Origin of the sequence: Rhodococcus sp. PSBB066 (genome assembly GCF_017068255.1) — a bacterium.
Classification (GTDB): domain Bacteria; phylum Actinomycetota; class Actinomycetes; order Mycobacteriales; family Mycobacteriaceae; genus Rhodococcus; species Rhodococcus aetherivorans.
In genome coordinates this window covers 1,898,647-1,914,597 of the sequence record NZ_CP070859.1, presented here as the reverse complement: position 1 = coordinate 1,914,597, position 15,951 = coordinate 1,898,647, and the positions used below count along the sequence as shown (strand labels likewise).

The 15,951-nt window shown below is 71.6% G+C and carries 15 protein-coding genes and 2 pseudogenes; 10 read left to right on the top strand and 7 right to left on the bottom strand.

Annotation, left to right across the window (positions count from 1 at the left end):
• The first annotated feature begins 99 nt into the window (after positions 1–99).
• The 5 genes from JYA75_RS08960 (at position 100) to JYA75_RS08940 (ending at position 3,307) form a co-directional block, all read left to right on the top strand.
• Positions 100–735, top strand: a complete 636-nt coding sequence (locus JYA75_RS08960) for a TIGR03086 family metal-binding protein (RefSeq protein ID WP_029545998.1) — start codon at positions 100–102, stop codon at positions 733–735.
• A gap of 124 nt (positions 736–859) precedes the next feature.
• Positions 860–1,606 carry a pentapeptide repeat-containing protein gene (locus tag JYA75_RS08955; RefSeq protein ID WP_006931611.1) on the top strand — a complete coding sequence of 249 codons (747 nt, stop codon included), beginning with the start codon at positions 860–862 and terminating at the stop codon, positions 1,604–1,606.
• Between the two features lie 73 nt (positions 1,607–1,679).
• A complete protein-coding gene (locus tag JYA75_RS08950; protein ID WP_029546000.1) occupies positions 1,680–2,060 on the top strand; it encodes a hypothetical protein in 381 nt (126 codons plus the stop codon).
• 10 nt (positions 2,061–2,070) lie between these two features.
• Entirely contained in the window at positions 2,071–2,742 is a 672-nt protein-coding gene (locus JYA75_RS08945) for an alpha/beta hydrolase (RefSeq protein WP_203329891.1), read from the top strand.
• Between the two features lie 250 nt (positions 2,743–2,992).
• Entirely contained in the window at positions 2,993–3,307 is a 315-nt protein-coding gene (locus tag JYA75_RS08940; RefSeq protein ID WP_006931619.1) for an ANTAR domain-containing protein, read from the top strand.
• Here the strand turns inward: JYA75_RS08940 and JYA75_RS08935 are convergent.
• Positions 3,308–4,919, bottom strand: a pseudogene (locus JYA75_RS08935) (hypothetical protein). It abuts the gene before it with no gap.
• Between the two features lie 95 nt (positions 4,920–5,014).
• On the opposite strand from JYA75_RS08935, the gene JYA75_RS08930 reads away from it, so the two are divergent.
• Positions 5,015–5,338, top strand: a complete 324-nt coding sequence (locus tag JYA75_RS08930) for a hypothetical protein (protein WP_006931622.1) — start codon at positions 5,015–5,017, stop codon at positions 5,336–5,338.
• A 13-nt stretch (positions 5,339–5,351) separates the two neighbouring features.
• Here the strand turns inward: JYA75_RS08930 and JYA75_RS08925 are convergent, their stop codons facing one another.
• The 3 genes from JYA75_RS08925 to JYA75_RS08915 form a co-directional block, all read right to left on the bottom strand.
• Positions 5,352–6,056 (bottom strand): hypothetical protein, encoded by a 705-nt coding sequence (locus tag JYA75_RS08925; RefSeq protein WP_206530938.1) that lies wholly within the window; start codon positions 6,054–6,056, stop codon positions 5,352–5,354.
• Between the two features lie 100 nt (positions 6,057–6,156).
• Positions 6,157–7,065: an alpha/beta hydrolase gene (locus JYA75_RS08920; RefSeq protein ID WP_029546010.1), complete on the bottom strand. Its 909-nt coding sequence runs from the start codon at positions 7,063–7,065 to the stop codon at positions 6,157–6,159.
• A gap of 88 nt (positions 7,066–7,153) precedes the next feature.
• Positions 7,154–7,474 carry a winged helix-turn-helix domain-containing protein gene (locus JYA75_RS08915; RefSeq protein ID WP_043798738.1) on the bottom strand — a complete coding sequence of 107 codons (321 nt, stop codon included), beginning with the start codon at positions 7,472–7,474 and terminating at the stop codon, positions 7,154–7,156.
• Positions 7,475–7,634: 160 nt separating this feature from the next.
• On the opposite strand from JYA75_RS08915, the gene JYA75_RS08910 reads away from it, so the two are divergent.
• Both JYA75_RS08910 and JYA75_RS08905 read left to right on the top strand, forming a co-directional pair.
• Positions 7,635–7,982 carry a VOC family protein gene (locus tag JYA75_RS08910; protein ID WP_174824761.1) on the top strand — a complete coding sequence of 116 codons (348 nt, stop codon included), beginning with the start codon at positions 7,635–7,637 and terminating at the stop codon, positions 7,980–7,982.
• A gap of 162 nt (positions 7,983–8,144) precedes the next feature.
• Positions 8,145–9,210: pseudogene (locus JYA75_RS08905) on the top strand (TerC family protein).
• Here JYA75_RS08905 and JYA75_RS08900 read toward each other — a convergent pair.
• Complete coding sequence (locus tag JYA75_RS08900) at positions 9,194–9,811, bottom strand: TetR family transcriptional regulator (RefSeq protein WP_050035902.1); 618 nt, start codon at positions 9,809–9,811, stop codon at positions 9,194–9,196. The pseudogene JYA75_RS08905 and the gene JYA75_RS08900 overlap by 17 nt on opposite strands.
• A gap of 92 nt (positions 9,812–9,903) precedes the next feature.
• On the opposite strand from JYA75_RS08900, the gene JYA75_RS08895 reads away from it, so the two are divergent.
• Positions 9,904–11,253 (top strand): cytochrome P450, encoded by a 1,350-nt coding sequence (locus JYA75_RS08895; RefSeq protein ID WP_043798673.1) that lies wholly within the window; start codon positions 9,904–9,906, stop codon positions 11,251–11,253.
• Position 11,254: 1 nt separating this feature from the next.
• On the opposite strand, the gene JYA75_RS08890 is transcribed toward JYA75_RS08895, so the two are convergent.
• Complete coding sequence (locus JYA75_RS08890) at positions 11,255–12,472, bottom strand: FAD/NAD(P)-binding oxidoreductase (protein ID WP_102800646.1); 1,218 nt, start codon at positions 12,470–12,472, stop codon at positions 11,255–11,257.
• Between the two features lie 246 nt (positions 12,473–12,718).
• On the bottom strand, positions 12,719–14,836 hold the full coding sequence (locus JYA75_RS08885) for a thiamine pyrophosphate-dependent enzyme (protein WP_029546024.1): 2,118 nt from the start codon (positions 14,834–14,836) through the stop codon (positions 12,719–12,721).
• 131 nt (positions 14,837–14,967) lie between these two features.
• Here JYA75_RS08885 and JYA75_RS08880 point away from each other — a divergent pair, with 131 nt between their 5' ends.
• Positions 14,968–15,942 (top strand): hypothetical protein, encoded by a 975-nt coding sequence (locus tag JYA75_RS08880; protein WP_050035905.1) that lies wholly within the window; start codon positions 14,968–14,970, stop codon positions 15,940–15,942.
• Positions 15,943–15,951: the final 9 nt, after the last annotated feature.

The following is a 15,951-nucleotide window of genomic DNA, read 5'->3' as shown; positions in this document are numbered from 1 at the left end:
TGTAGATTTTCCCGTCGCGTCGAGACGTCCGGAACGGCCCGGCCGAACCTGTCGGACCGGTGCGGCACCATGAGCACACCGCCGCCGGAAGGAACGCTCATGACCGAGATCCTCGACCTGGCACCGGCCGCCCACGAGATGGCACGGCTCGTCGGCGCGCTCACGCACGAACAACTCGCCCGTCCCACCCCGTGCGCGGGCACCACCATCGGGGACCTGGTGGATCACGTGGGCGGGCTGTCCCTGGCATTCACCGCCGCCGCCGGGAAAGCCGTCGGCGACCACACCGGGCAGGGACCGTCCGCCGACGCGTCCCGGCTCGGCGACGACTGGCGCACCAGGATCCCCGGGCAGGTCCTCGCCCTCGCCGAGGCGTGGCGCGATCCCGGCGCATGGACCGGAACCACCCAGGCCGGCGGCATCGATCTGCCCGGTCACGTCGCGGGGATCGTGGCGCTCGACGAACTCGTGATCCACGGCTGGGACATCGCCACCGCCAGCGGCCGGAGGTTCTCCTGCGATCCCGCCGCGCTGGCCGCGTGCCTGTCGTTCGTCGCCGCGACCACCGACGAGGAACGCGCGGCCGGCGGGCTCTTCGGGCCGGCGGTCGCGGTTCCCGACGACGCCCCGGACCTCGATCGTCTGATCGGACTCAGCGGGCGTGACCCGTCGTGGCGGCCACCGCCCGGCCCCTCGGGCCGCCCACCGCGGGCCCCGGAGGGCGGGCCGGGCTAGGCTCGGCCGGCCACCGGCTGCGCCCCGCCCACCGAAAGGAACGTGAGCCTTGTCCGAGACGGACCGCCGCCCTCCCCGTCCGGACCTTCTGGCCGACTGCGGCAGTTGCTTCGGTTTGTGTTGTGTGGCTCTGCCTTTCGCCGCGTCGACCGATTTCGCGATCGACAAGGAGGCGGGCCGGCCCTGCCCGAACCTGCGGGACGACTTCCGCTGCGGCATCCACCGGGACCTGCGGCGCAAGGGGTTCACCGGGTGCACCGTCTACGACTGCTTCGGCGCCGGCCAGAAGGTCTCACAGGTCACGTTCGGCGGCGCGGACTGGCGTCGCGCGCCGCAGACCGCCCGGCGGATGTTCGACGTCTTTCCCGTCGTGCGCCAACTGCACGAGCTGCTCTGGTATCTCGACGAGGCGGTGTCCCTGCCCACCTCCGGGCCGCTCCGCGCGGACCTGCGCGGTGCGCGTGCCGCGACCGACCGGCTGACCCGCGGCGACGCCGACGCCCTCGCCGGACTCGACGTCGCGGCGCACCGGCAGGAGATCAATGCCCTGCTGTTGCGCGCGAGCGAACTCGCCCGGGCCGCCGTGCCCGGCCGGAGGAAGAACCGCCGCGGCGCGGACCTGCTCGGCGCGAAGCTCCGGCGCGCCGACCTGCACGGTGCGAACCTGCGCGGCGCCCTCCTCGTCGCCGCGGACCTGCGCGAGGCGGACCTGCGCCGGGCCGACCTCATCGGCGCCGACCTGAGGGACGCCGACCTGCGCGGCGCCGACCTCACCGGATGCCTGTTCCTCGTCCAGTCACAGGTCGATTCCGCCCGGGGCGACGCACGTACCCGGCTGCCCGCCACAGTGGCCACACCCGAGCACTGGTAGCGCAACGGGCGAATCGGGCCCGTTGCTCGCGAAAGCCCTCGATCCGGCCGCGATCGGGTGTGCAATAGGTCCCATGAACATCCCCGACCTCCTTCCCACAGACCGCCGCCGGATGGCTCGTGCTGCCGTGGATTCGTTGGGCAGCCAGCGCAGCGACCACGCCCTCGTACGCGTGAAGTGCCCCGCCAGCCACAACGTCGCCACCGTCTACCGCACCCCGGAGGGGCCGGTGCTTGTCGCCGGCGGTGGTCCGACGGCGCACGGCAATCGCGACCGGTCCGAGACCGCGCACCACGGCGGATCCCTCGGGTCCGAGTTCGTCGACACCCTCGAGGCGACCCAGTTCGAGGACGACGACGTGCCCGCGCGCTGCGCGTGCGGTCCGCACACCCTCTCGCGCCAGGACCTGCAGGCCGCGGTCCGCTCGCACACCCGCACCGTCACCCTGGCCTGAGCCGGACCCGATGAGCACCGCCGACAGCCGGCGCGACCGCGGCGTCGATTCCGGCGGCCGGGACGTCGAGCTCGAGCTTCGCGACGTGAGCCTGGCCGGCACCCTGACCGTCCCCGCCGGATCGGACGGCCTGGTGATCTTCGTGCACGGCAGCGGCAGCAGCCGGTTCAGCCCGCGCAACCGGTACGTCGCCGGGGAACTGAACGCCGCCGGCCTGGGCACGTTGCTGTTCGACCTGCTGACCGCCGGCGAGGAGGGCGACCGCGCCCTCGTCTTCGACATCGAACTGCTCGCGAGCCGGCTCGGCGAGGTGACCGATCTCGTCCGCGCGGAAGCCGAGTGGATCGGCTACTTCGGGGCCAGCACCGGCGCCGCCGCGGCGCTGTGGGCCGCCGCCGATCCGGACCGGGAGATCGCCGCCGTCGTCTCCCGCGGCGGGCGACCCGATCTGGCGATGCCCCGGCTCGGCCGGGTCCGCGCCCCCACGCTCATGCTGGTCGGCGGCCTGGATCGCATGGTGATCGAACTGAACCGGCAGGCCGCCGCGGCCATGCGGTGCGAACACGAACTGCGGATCGTGCGCGGGGCGACGCACCTGTTCGAGGAACCCGGCACGCTCGAGGTCGTGGCACAGCAAGCGCGGGACTGGTTCCTCGATCACCGCCCGACGCCTCCGGCCTGACCGGCGCGCAACATACACGGCGTCGGATCTCTCTGCCGCTCCGGGGAATTCGGACATCGACGACGGAACGCCCGGGGGCACCGCACCGACTCACCGGCTTGCGCTGGGCAAACACGGGTACGGTGGACACGACGGCACAGTCCTCGTACTGTGACGGAGGACACAAACTCGGGTAACTGCCGAACCGGCGGGGTACCCGCACTACAACGAGTTGACACACGCCCAGTGGCGACACCTCAGAGGCGGACAATTGACGATCGAAGCACACCGTGACATCCCCGCGGTACGACGCCTGACGGCACTCGACACCGCGCAGGCTCTTCTCCGCTCCGCAAGGGGCCGTTCCTACACCGAGGACCAGGCGTTCGACGAACTGCTCGACGCCTCGATGCGCTTCCACGTCGACATCGTCGACCTGTGCGAAGCCCTCACCGACCTGGCCACCGGTCCCGGCACCGTCCAGGGACTCCGACGTACCGTCCACGGACACCGGCGCGCCCACACCGTCGCGGCCGAACTGTGGGGCCCGCTGCTCGACCGGAGGACCGCCCCCGCCGAGAACTGATCACCGGAAGCGGATGCTCAGCGTGCGCCGGACGAGGTCACCGATCTCGTCCGCCCACGCGAGGATGCCGAGCGTCGAGTCGATGTTCCCGGGCGGCGTCCGTACCAGGGTGTCCCTGCGGATCAACCGCTCGAAGTCCACCGTCACCGGATCCGGGCGCACCCCGCCGTTGCCGTGGTGGAACTGCACCCCGGCGCGGCGCATCACGTTGATCAGCTCCTGCGCAAGGATCCCGTTCGCGACCGTCGTCGGATGCACGCCGTCGAGGGAGAACAGCCCGCCCGCGGCCCGGCCCCCACGACCGTCGGCCGTCAGGAACCGCGAGTCCGGCACGGGGTCGAGCGCGGCGAGTGCGGACGGGAGCGGGTACGGGGTCCACCACGCCGGACGGGCACCGACATCGGTGACGAAGCGCCGCGACGCGAGGCGCTCGAGCAGGCCGGCCACGTCCAGCAGATACCAGTCCCGGGCCGGGCCGTGCACCCCGGAACGAGCGTCGGCGACCGCCTGCTCGATGCGCTCGTTGTACAGGTCGATCGCGACGTCCACCGCGTACGCGCCGGCACCCGTGATGTGCTCGTCCTGAGCCGGGTCGAACCGCGCCTCCTCGATCCACGGCCGGGTGTAGTACGGGAAATAGGGCGACCCCGGTTCCATCTTGCGTCCGAGTCCCTTCGCGATCGGCGCGATGGTGACGTGGGGAATCGTGCACCACACGACGTGCCGCGCACGGATCGCCGTCACCCGCTCGACCACCTCCGCGAACTCGGCCGCGAAGTGCTCGGGCCGCCAGATGGTGTAGGCGTCCTTCGCGGTGAGGTCGCGAAAATCCGGACCGCTCCATGCGATGCGCAGGTCCGTGACCGTGCCGAGCGCGTTGTTGGAGCCGAGGAACACCACCAGCGTCTCGATCCCGGACTCGGTCGTGTCGTCGTGGTCGTCGCCGAGCGCCGCGGCCGCGTCGAACAACGTCATCGCCTTCGCCCCGTCGCTCCAGCGCGGATACACCCGCAACGCGGCGCGCTCCCCGTTGTTCTGCACGATCTGGTCGAGCAGGTCGTCGTTCGGTGCGGCGATCGCCGCCTCGCACGTCGCGGCGGTCTTGCTCAGGGCGTCGCGCAGGTCCCAGCCGAAACAGGACAGGTTGTGCTGGTATGCCACCGGCAGCGACGGCTCCCGACCGGGCCCGCGCTCCCAGTAGTCCTCCACCTGGTCCATGAACGCGCGGACGGCGAACAGCGCGAGCGGGGTCTCCCACATGTTCACCGACGGCCCGAAGCGTCGCTCGAGATCGCGCAGGAGCAGTTCGATGTTGAGCGGCAACCCGCCCGGACCGCCGTAGCGCGGATAGCGGAACCGGCGGAGCCAGCCGAGTTCGTGGGCGACGATCGCGGGGACCGAGACGTCGGTGTGGAAGACGGCGCCGCTCTGGAACCCCTGCAGCACCGAGTCGCCGATCGCGACGAGCCGGTGCGGGGGCACCCCCTTGGTGTCGACCCGCACGTCGCGGCCGAGCGCCGGATCCGACACCGGCACCCGGGGGGGTGGACGCCGCGCGCACCCGCACGTCCGCGGGTGTGCCGTCCGGGAGATCCATCGGAGTCACCGGCATCTCGTCCTCCCCCGGGCCGCGCGTGCGCCTGCTCCGAGCGTGAGCCGCGCGCGGTGGGTTGTCAACGACCCGGCCGGCGACCAATTCTGTAGGGCATGGCTACCGACGAGGACTTCGCGCACACCGACGAGGCAGCCCGCAATCGGCGGGAGAAGGCGCTCGTCCTCGCCCGGTTCGCCTGGAATCGCGGCATCACCGCGGACGAGCTGCTGGCCCTGAGCGACGACGTGCGCCGGAAGCTGGCCCGGGCCGCCGGAGCGCACCCGCCGCGCACGATGGAGACGTGGGCGCTCGTCGCGCGGCTGCTCACCGAGAAGTCGGCGTGGGCCGCGCAGCATCCCGGCCATCCCGCAGCCGCCCCCACCGCCGCGGACGAGAAGATCATGTGGGTGAAGAAGCCGCCGCGCCGGTGGCTGTGAGCCCCCCGGACCCTCACGCGCCGAGCGGGTCGAACGCGTACGACACGGCCGGCACCTGCATCGCGAACCGGACGAGGTGACCCTCGCGCGCGGCGCAGACGCTCCCGGCACCGCCGGGCAGGGGTGGCAGCGCGACGTCGCGTGGTGGGAGCAGCCGTCCCGGCACCGGCACGCCGTAGCAGCGGGCGTCGCCCAGCTCGATCCGGGCCACGCCGTCCGTGACGGTGACGTCGACGAGCGCGGTGAGCCGGCGGCGGCGATGCGTCGCGCGGATCGATCCGTCGCGGTCGAGGGCGAGAACCCAGGCGTGGCCGAGGGTGTTGAGCCAGTCGAGCACGGTGCCGACGCCGCTGGTGCCGTGCACGTCGAGGCGGTGTGCGCTGAGCCGGGTGCGGAGCCCGGGGACGACACGCACCCCGTGCGCCACCACGGTCACCTCGTCCACCCGGCGCCCGCCCCAGTCGACCGCCGCGAGCTCGACCCGGGACTGCAGGTGCGCGCGGCGACGGCGCACCTGCACCGACCGCACCGTCGCCCGCACCGGCACGCCGTGCACGTCCGTCGCGACGGTGCGTCCGACGTATCGGTGCGTCAGGCCCAGAGCGAGCGCGGTGACGATCACGTCCGGGACCAGGGCGGTCGTCGTGCCGGCGGCGAGGTCGGCGAGCGGCTCCACCCAGCGGGTGGCCCACCCGTCCGCTTCGACGCCGGTGTCCATCCGGACATCATGCCCTCTCCGGCGCCGTGCGCCCCGCCTCGGCCGAATGTGACACGCGTTCAATGTGATCGAACCTGTGTGACATTCGGCCACCGCGGAGTCAGCGGTCGGCGTCGTCCCAGATCCGCAGGATGGTCGAGAGGATGTCCTCGGACACGCCCAGGCCGCCGAGGTGGCTCTCGCCGGGCAGGTGGTGGAACTGGGCGTCGGGCAGCCGGCCCACCACATGCAGGCCGTGTTCCATGGGGACGATGTGGTCCGTGTCGCCGTGCCACCACCGGACCGGCACCTTGACGTCCTCGAGACGGAAACCCCAGTCCCGGGCGAACGCCACGATATCGGCGAAGGGCGCGGCCATCTGCTTGCGGCTGCCGTTGAGCAGATCGTCGAGGAACATCGCCTTGAACTCGGGGCGGGCCAGCAACTGCCGGTCGGCCTCGGGCGAGAGCCACCCGTACATGTCGATGAGCGGCGACGCGAACGGCCGCACGACCCGGATCATCGACGTCACGCCCATGCCGATGGGGACACCCCAGACGGTGAGCAGCGGCGCGACCATTGTGCCCAACCGCATCAGGCCGCCGCTGATCGCGTCGGGCCCGACGACGGGCGCAACGCCCCCGAGCACCGCGGCGGCCACGACCCGCTCGGGCATCGCATGCGCCGCGGCGAGGGTGTAGGGGCCGCCGCCGGAGAGTCCGACGACCGCCATCCGGTCCACGCCGAGAGTGTCCGCGACGATGCGCAGGTCGTCCGCGAAGGCGAGGACGTTCTCGTAGCGGTGCGGACTCGACGAGCCGATGCCGGGGCGGTCGAGGCCGATGAGCCGTACGTGCTCGCGCTCGGCGTAGCTGCGTGCCTCGACGGGGATCTGCCGACGCGCCCCGGGGGTGCCGTGCAGCCAGAACACCGCCCGGCCCTGGGCCGATCCGAACTCGGCGAAGCCGATCCGGCGGCCGCCCCCGACCGCGACGGAACCTTCCAGCTTGGGACGTTCGACGTCGATCATAGGCGCCAGCATGCCACGTGGCTGCGGTCACACGACGCAGGTGTCCGTGACAGCGCGGGCCGGGCATCCCCGGCGACGGGCCCCGCGCTCAGCGCAGCGCGTCGATCAGCTCGCCGACGGTGTGTGCGGATTCGAGCGGATGACGGAGCCGCCCGGCCGGATTCACCGAGTACAGGTTGCGGCGGCCCGCGCGGGTGCGGGTCAGGTAGCCGCCGTCGACCAGGTCGGCGAGGATCGTCTGCACGGACCGCTCGGTGATCCCGATCCGCTGCGCGAGTTCGCGGACGGTGGGCTGTCCGTCTCCGGCGACACACAGCAGTACGTGCGCGTGGTTGGTCAGGAACGTCCAGCCCCGGGCACGGTCCTCGTCGCCGGCGGGCGGCGTTCCGGGGCGGGCGGAGGAGGTCACCCGCACACCATAGGGCACCGCGGTTTCCGGTATCGCGCTTCGCGCTCGGGCCGCGGCCGCATCCCTGGTGCGCCCGGGCGGCCCCGGGTAGGGTTCGCCGGGTGAACACCGGGCCGGCACTACGCCACTCACGGATCGGCGACCCGGTGGAGGTCTGAGCGTGGACCGCAACGAGTCGGCGCGGTTCTTCCGTGAACTGCTGGAACTGTCGGAAGCACCGTCCTGGGGCCCGTTCACCAACATCCAGCTCGACGACGGCGTACTGCTGCAGTTCGCCGAGCCCCCGGTGGAGATCCAGATGCGGCACTACGCGTTCATGGTCGACGACGACCTCTTCGACCGGGCGTATCGGCGGCTGTGCGACGCCGGCATCGAGCACTGGGCCGATCCGCAGATGCGCCGCCCCGGCGAAACGAACACGGGGCACCGCGGGCGCGGGGTCTATTTCAGGGACCCGGCCGGTCATGCGATCGAGCTGCTCACCCGCCCCTACCTCCCGATCCCTTGACAGCTAACCGGAAATACTATTCACTAATTACAGTTCGCGAAAGGGAGTATCCCTCCGCGCTTCGTCGTCAACTCGGGGGCCGTCCGCCGGCCCCCCGGCGGAGCGGGCTCGGTTCGAGCCGGGAAAGACTTTCGGCCGTTTCGAGGCTGAGAGGTGGTCCCGATGACCGTTCCGTTGTGGTTGTGGGCGGCGGTACTCGCCGCGATCGTGGCGATGCTGGCGGTGGATCTGTTCGCGCACCGCCGCGCGCACGTGATCGGCGTGCGCGAGGCCGCAGGCTGGTCGCTGTTCTGGGTCGGCACCGGCGTCGGATTCGGCGCGCTGATCTGGTGGCAGTACGGCTCGGAGTTCGGCCAGCAGTACTTCTCCGGCTACCTGATCGAGAAGTCGCTCGCCGTCGACAACGTCTTCGTCTGGGCGATCATCCTGACGTACTTCGCCGTGCCGCGTGAGTACCAGCACCGGGTCCTGTTCCTCGGTGTGCTCGGCGCCCTGGTGTTCCGGGGTCTGTTCATCGCGGCGGGCTCGGTCCTCATCGCGAGCTTCGGCTGGATCCTCTACCTGTTCGCGGCGTTCCTGCTCTACACCGGCTACCGGATGATCCGGCAGCGCGACGAGCACCTCGACCCCGAGAAGTCCCGGGCGCTGCGGCTGTTCCGCCGCCACGTACCGATGACCGACGCCTACCACGGACAGAAGTTCCTCGTCCGCCGCGGTGGTGCGCTGCTGGCCACCCCCCTGCTCGCGGTGCTGGTGCTCATCGAGATCACCGACATCGTCTTCGCGGTCGACTCGATCCCCGCGATCTTCGCGGTCACGGACGTGCCGTTCCTCGTCTTCACCGCCAACGCGTTCGCGGTGCTGGGCCTGCGGGCGATGTACTTCCTGCTCGCCGACCTGATCCACCGCTTCGTGTACCTGAAGATCGGGCTGGCGCTGGTGCTGATGTGGGTCGGCGTCAAGATGCTGCTGAAGATCGACGTGTTCTACGTGCCGACACCGATCTCGCTCGCCGTCGTCGCCACGATCCTGACCGTGTCGATCGTCGCCAGCCTGCGCGCCACGCGCGGCCAGGGCCGTCGCAGCCTCGCGGCGCCCGCGACCCCCGCCGTTCCGGGTGGCCACAGCCGAGGAGACCGCGGCGCTCGAACCCGTGTGGCGGCTGCCGGGCAGCCGGCGCCGCGCGGCGCGGCCCGAGCGCGACGACAGCCTCAGCGGTGGGCGGTGAACGTGTACTGGCGAGTCGCCGCCTCCACGATCTGATCGGGGGTCACGTCGATCTCGCCGCCGAGCCACGCGGTCATGAGCTCGGCGAGGCCCCCGACGAACAGCAGCGCGGCGATCTGGTCGTGGGGCGGCTGCAGCGCGCGGTCGCCCCACAGCTCGCGGGATTCGATCGCGACGAGGTCCGCGAACTGGCGCAGCAGTTCCCGGCGACGGGTGCGCACGGGCCCGGCGGCCGCGGACTCGACGACGGCGACCCGGCCCTTGCGCGGATCGTCGGTGAGGACCGCGACGAACGCGGCGATGGCGGCGCGGGCCCGCTCCTCGGGGCCGCGCTCGGATTCGGCGAGTGCCGTCAGCGCGCGCTCGCGGATCTCGTCGGCGATCCGCTCGACGACGCACACGAGCAGCTCGTCCCGGCCGGAGAAGCTCTCGTAGAAGTACCGCTCGGTGAGCCCGGCCTCCTGGCAGATCGCGGTCATGGTGGCACGGTCACCGCCCTCGCGGCCGAACACCGTCAGGCCGGCCGCGAGCAACTGCTCACGGCGGTCGGCGGTGCGCTGCTCGGCGCTCTTTCCGCGGTACTGACGACTGGGCCTGCCCATAGTCGAATCTTGACAGATCGCCGCCTGTGATCCACGCTACTGTCAATTGACAGAGCTTCATGTCAGATACGGTCCGACGAATCGGAGACCTCATGACGAAAGTGCTCGCGCCCTCCCCGCCCGGCCTGACCGCGGTACCCGGGGACGCCGGCCTGCCCTACGTCGGGTACGCCCTCGACTACATGCGCAACCCGCTGAGGGCCTACGACCGGCGATACCGCGAACACGGGCCGGTGTCCTGGTTCCGGTTCGCGGGCCGGCCCTGGGTGGTGCTGCTCGGACCCGACGCCTGCGGCGCCGCGCTGCAGAACCGCGACCGGGCCCTCGCGAACGGTCCGGGCTGGCGGACCCTCATCGGCCCGTTCTTCGACCGCGGCCTGATGCTGCTCGACGGCGACGAGCACCGCACGCACCGCCGGATCATGCAGCAGGCCTTCACCCGGGACCGCCTGGCCCGCTACACGGACTCGATGCAGCCCGCGATCGCACAGGCCCTCGACTCGTGGACACCGAGCGAGGATTTCCGCGCCTACCCGGCACTGAAGGACCTCACCCTCGGGCTCGCCACGTCGATCTTCATGGGCGGTGCCGAGGGATCGTCGGCCACCGAGATGGCCGAGGTGAACAAGGCGTTCATCGGGTGCGTGCAGGCGGCCACGGCGATCGTGCGCTATCCCCTGCCCGGAACCCGCTGGCGCCGTGGCGTGGTGGGCCGCCGCCGGCTCGAGGAGTTCTTCCGGCGTTACCTGCCGGCCCGTCGCGCCGGTGACGGCGACGACCTGTTCACCGCGCTGTGTCACGTGGAATCCGAGGACGGCGAGCGATTCTCGGACGAGGACGTCGTCAACCACATGATCTTCCTGATGATGGCTGCGCACGACACCTCGACCATCACGCTGTCCACCGTGCTGCAGTACCTCGGCCAGTTCCCCCAGTGGCAGCAACTGTGCCGGGAGGAGTCGCAGGCACTCGGTACGACGAGCCCGACCCTGGCGGACCTCGAATCGCTCACGAGCCTGGACCTGGTGATCAAGGAGTGCCAGCGGATCGTGACCCCGGTACCCGGCATCGTCCGGTACACCACCGCCGACACCGAGATCCTGGGCCACTTCGTGCCGCGCGGCACCCTGATCAACGTCGGGCTGCACTACAGCCACCACATGCCCGAGTTGTGGCCGGAACCGGAGAAGTTCGATCCCGGTCGCTTCGCACCGGAACGACGTGAGGACCGCGTGCACAAGTTCGCGTGGACGCCGTTCGGCGCCGGAGAGCACCGCTGCCTGGGCATGTACTTCTCCGGCGCCGAGATCAAGACGGTGCTGCACCACCTGCTGCTCGGGTACCGGTGGCACGTTCCGTCCGATTACGTTGCGCCGCTGAACTTCACGTCACTTCCGTACCCGTCGGACGGGCAACCGATCGCGCTGCGCCGCCTCCGGTGACTCAGACGCGGCCCTTGACCATCCCGTGCCAGTACATGGCCGGCAGGCCGTAGCGCTTGAGCAGCCACATGTCGCGGCGATCCTTGGTGGTGTCGATGACCGGGATGCTCGGAGAGGGGTTGAGCTCGTAGTCGAACTCCGCGAGCATCATCCTGTCCCGGGCGGTGACGAACGGGCAGGACGAGTACCCGTCGTAGCTCTTGCGCTTGCCGACGCCGCGCATCTCGGCGACCAGGTTGGCGACGAGAACGGGCGCCTGCTTGCGGACCGCCGCGCCGGTCTTCGACGTCGGCAGGTCCGCGACGTCACCGAGTGCGAACACGTTGGGATACCGGCGGTGCTGGAGCGTGTGCTTGTCGACCTCGACGTAGCCGAAGGGACTCGCCGGGTTGGCGAGCGGGCTCGCCGCGACCCAGCCGGGCGCGCGCTGCGGGGGCACGGCGTGGAGCATGTCGAACCCGACGACCTCCTCGGTGCCGGTGGCGTTGTTCACGATCGTCGCCTTGCGCGACGATCCGTCGAGCGCGGTCATCTCCGAGCTCAGGCGCACCTCGATGCCGTACTTCGCGGCGACCCCCTCGAGGGTCTGCCGCCAGGACGGGATGCCGAACATCGAGTCGCCGGGCAGGACGAGCATGACGCGGATCCCGTCCAGCAGGCCCTGCCGCCGCCAGTAGTCGGAGGCGATGTAGGCGATCTTCTGCGGCGCGCCGGCACACTTGATGGGGCCGGCGGGCTGGGTGAAGATCGCCGTGCCGGAGCGCATGTTCCGGATCAGCTCCCACGTGTAGGGGGCGTACTGCGAGGAGTAGTTGCTCGAGACGGCACCGTGCCCGACGGCCTCGGCGAGGCCCGGCACGCCGTCCCAGTCGAGTTGCAGGCCGGTGGCCAGCACAAGGTAGTCGTAGCCGACGACGGTCCCGCGCTCGGTCGTGACGGTCTGCGCGTCGGGGTCGACGGCGGTCGCGGCGGCCCGGATCCACCGGACGCCCTTGGGGATCAGCTTCTCCTCGGCTCGGCGGGTCTCGTCCAGCGACGCCTGTCCGCCGCCGACGAGCGTCCACAGGGGCTGGTACCAGTGCTCATCGGAGGGCTCGATCACCGCGATGTCGGTGACGCCGGCCCGGCGCAGGCGCGCAGCGGTCGCGATTCCGGCCGTGCCACCTCCGACGACGAGTACTCGATGTCGCGCGGCACCGTTGCCTGAATGGAGCGACATGTGAACAGTCCTTTCCGTCCGTGACGCAGGCGCGGACGCGGGCTGGGCCTCCACGCCCCTTGATACCCGGTGGGGTATTCAACGACGACTGTAGACCCGGGCCCGGGACTCTTCAAGTACCCCTCCGGGTATTCCTGCCCGGTGAAGGTCCCCGCTTCCCGGGACCTTCGTCCCTGCCGGGGCGGGGCGCGAGGCCGTCGAGCTGCGCGACGGCGGCGACCCGGAGACGACCGCGACCGCGCGCCGCTACTCCGTCGCCGCGCTGACGACGTCGTCCTCGGACAGCAGCACCTCGGCCGCCGCCGGGCCGAGCGGCACGAAACTGTCGCGGCTGGTGACCCGCGAGATCCGGCCCCGGTAGCCCGCGTCCACCAGTGCGGTGACCACCGCCTCCGACACCCCGCCGCTGCGCCGCGTCTCGTCCACCACCAGCACGCGCGGGAAGGACTGCGCGCACGCCAGCAGTTCCGCCAGCGGCAGCGGCGCCAGCCACTGCAGGTCCAGCACGGCGGCCTCCACGCCGCGCGCCGACAGCCGACGGGCCGCGCGCAGGCTCATCCGGACGCCGTTGCCGAACGTCACGATGAGCACGTCGTCGCCCGTACCGTACACCCGCACCGAGCCCGGCTGTACCGCAACGGAATCGGGCGGCTCCTGCCACAGCCCGTCGCCCTCGTCGTACAGGTCGCGCTCGTGGTACAGCGCGATCGGCTCGAGGAACACGCACACCCGGCCCTCACTGCGCGCGAGGTGCACGCAGCTGCGCAGCAGCGCCCCCGCAACCGACGGACGGCTCGGCACCGCGAGCACCAGACCGGGAATGTCGCGCAGCACCGCGACGGAGTTGTCGTTGTGGAAGTGCCCACCGAAGCCGCGCTGGTAGGCGAGGCCGGCGATGCGCACCACCATCGGGTTGCGGAAGCGGCCGTCGGAGAAGAACATCAGACTCGCCGCCTCGCCGCGCAACTGGTCCTCGGCGTTGTGCAGGTAGGCCAGGTATTGGATCTCCGGAATCGGCAGCAGGCCCGCCACCGCGAAACCCAGTGCCGTACCGAGGATCGTCTGCTCGTCCAGGATCGTGTCGAAGACGCGGTGCGGCCCGAATCGGCGGAGCAGACCGCGCGTGAGCCCGTACACCCCGCCCTTGTCCGCCACGTCCTCACCGAACACGAACGACTCCGGTATCGCCTCGAGAATCCCTGTGAGCGCGGCGTTCACCGCCTGGGCGAGCGTGCGGGGCTCCGGCGACGGGAGCCCCGGCTCGTCCGGAACCCGCCGGCGACCGTGCGCGTGCAGCGGCCGCATCACCTCGGCGGCCGATACCAGCCGCGGGGCGGTCGCGAGCGCCTCCATCTCGGCGGCGACGACGGAACGCATCTCCTCGTATCGTTCGAGAATCCTTGCGGAGGAAAGTGTTCCGCGGTCGACCAGAGTACGCGCGGTGGCCAGCAACGGATCCCGGACGTAGTCGGCGGCGATCTCCTCGCGGGTGCGGTACGCGGTCTCGGCGTCGGAGCCGGCGTGGCCGAGGAACCGCACCGTCTTCAGGTGCAGCACGGCCGGTGCGCGGGAGGTGCGGACGGCGACGAGCAGGTCCGCGACGGCGGTGAGCACGCCGACCGGGTCCGCGCCGTCGGCCGCGCGGTAGCTCACCCCCGGATACGACGAGAGGGTGCGTTCCGCCCAGCCCTCCGGCGTCCGGACGCTGATGCCGAACCCGTTGTCCTCGCACACGAACAGCAGCGGCAGCGGCAGCCCCCGGTACGCGCAGTAGGCGGCCGCGTTGAGCGCCCCGACCGCGGTGGAATGGTTCGCCGAGGCGTCCCCGAAGCTGCACAGCACCACCGAGTCCGCGGGCCACGGGCACTGCAGGCCCAGCCGGGCCGCGCGGGCGAGGGCGAACGCCGTCCCCACCGCGCGCGGCAGATGGGAGGCGATCGTCGAGGTCTGCGGGAGAATGTTCAACTCGGCGTTGCCGAACACCTTGTGCCGGCCGCCGGAGATCGGGTCCAGCGTCGAGGCGGTGCAGCCGGCGAGCACGTCCCGCACCGGCGTCGTGCCCGGCACCCGGGCCGCCCGCGCGGCATAGAAGGCCCCCGACCGGTAGTGCAGCAGTGCCGGATCGGTGACCCGGGACAGCAGGCCCAGGGCGGCGTTCGCCTCGTGCCCGGCCGAGCCGATGGTGTAGAACCCGGCACCGCGCCGCTGCATCTCCCGGGCCGCGAAGTCGAGGTGACGGGACTGCAGTTGGGCGTCGAAACAGCGCAGCACCAGCTCGTCCGGTACCTGTCCGGCCACGGCACGGCCGGCGCTCCAGCCGCGGACGGTGGCGGTGAAGTACTCGTCGAGCGGCTCGGCCGTCATCGCGCTTCCCCACACCCTCGCAGGTCCTGCCCAATACTGTGTACCGGCACAGTACCGCCCGGTCCCGGTCGGCGCGGGTCGCCCCGCCCGGCCGCACATGCAGGCCGGGACCGAACGGAAGGAACACCGAGATGTCCACCCGCCTCACCGACGGGGAACTCGTCGACCGGTACCTGCACGCCGTCCTCGTCCACCTGCCGCGGTCCCGGCGCGACGACGTGGCCGCCGAACTGCGCCGGCGCATCGACGACGCCGCCGCCGACCGCGACGTGCGTGAGGTGCTCGCCGGCCTCGGCTCCCCGGAGGATCTCGCCCGCACCTACCGGGGCGCCCCGCGGCACCTGATCGGTCCCCGGCTCTACGACACCTACCTACGGGTGCTGTGGCCCGTCGTCGGGGTCGTGGCGGCGGTGCTCGGCGGACTGACCCTGCTCGGCGCCCTGACCGAGGCCACCGCTCCCGCGGCCGCGCCCCTCGACACCGCCGACGTCGTGTGGGACGCGATCGACGCGGCCCTGACCGGCGGTGTGTACGCCGCGTTCTGGGTGACCGTCGTCTTCGCGGTGCTCGAGCGCACCGCGCCCGCCGGCACGGACCTCGGCCGGTGGGACCCGGACGACCTCCCGGCGGTGCCGCACGGCCGGGAGATCCCCGTCGGCGAGGCGGTCGCGGAACTGGTGTTCGCGGTGGTCGTGCTGATCGGGGTGGCGAGCCTGTCCCCGTCGCTCGCGCCGTCGTTCTTCGGTGCCGGGTACGAAGCCCTCGACCCCAGCTTCACCGACCGGCTGGTGCCGGCGATGATGGCCGTCGCGGCGCTGTGGGTGGTCTCGGCGAGCGTGGCGCTGGTCGTGCGCAGCTGGACGACGGTCGTCACCGCCCTGTCGGTGGTCTCCGATCTGCTCGCCGTCGCGGTGGCCACGGCCGTGCTCGTGCACCGGCCGTACTTCTCGCCGCAGTTCCTTTCCGACCTGCGCGAGCGCACGGGCTCCGACCTGACGGCTCAGCTGAACCTGGCGGTCGGCATCGTGTGCATCGTGGTGATCGTCGCCTCGGCGGTCGGGGTGGTGACGGCGGTTCGCAAGCACCTCGCGCACCGCCGCGCCTGAGGCCCGGCC

Bases quoted from the DNA above. Each gene is read 5' to 3' on its own strand.
- JYA75_RS08900 (WP_050035902.1), bottom strand. From the start codon at position 9,811: ATGGGCAGGCCCAGTCGTCAGTACCGCGGAAAGAGCGCCGAGCAGCGC.
- JYA75_RS08885 (WP_029546024.1), bottom strand. From the start codon at position 14,836: ATGACGGCCGAGCCGCTCGACGAGTACTTCACCGCCACCGTCCGCGGC.
- JYA75_RS08920 (WP_029546010.1), bottom strand. From the start codon at position 7,065: ATGATCGACGTCGAACGTCCCAAGCTGGAAGGTTCCGTCGCGGTCGGG.
- JYA75_RS08925 (WP_206530938.1), bottom strand. From the start codon at position 6,056: ATGGACACCGGCGTCGAAGCGGACGGGTGGGCCACCCGCTGGGTGGAG.
- JYA75_RS08945 (WP_203329891.1), top strand. From the start codon at position 2,071: ATGAGCACCGCCGACAGCCGGCGCGACCGCGGCGTCGATTCCGGCGGC.
- JYA75_RS08895 (WP_043798673.1), top strand. From the start codon at position 9,904: ATGACGAAAGTGCTCGCGCCCTCCCCGCCCGGCCTGACCGCGGTACCC.
- JYA75_RS08890 (WP_102800646.1), bottom strand. From the start codon at position 12,472: ATGTCGCTCCATTCAGGCAACGGTGCCGCGCGACATCGAGTACTCGTC.
- JYA75_RS08950 (WP_029546000.1), top strand. From the start codon at position 1,680: ATGAACATCCCCGACCTCCTTCCCACAGACCGCCGCCGGATGGCTCGT.
- JYA75_RS08880 (WP_050035905.1), top strand. From the start codon at position 14,968: ATGTCCACCCGCCTCACCGACGGGGAACTCGTCGACCGGTACCTGCAC.
- JYA75_RS08930 (WP_006931622.1), top strand. From the start codon at position 5,015: ATGGCTACCGACGAGGACTTCGCGCACACCGACGAGGCAGCCCGCAAT.
- JYA75_RS08960 (WP_029545998.1), top strand. From the start codon at position 100: ATGACCGAGATCCTCGACCTGGCACCGGCCGCCCACGAGATGGCACGG.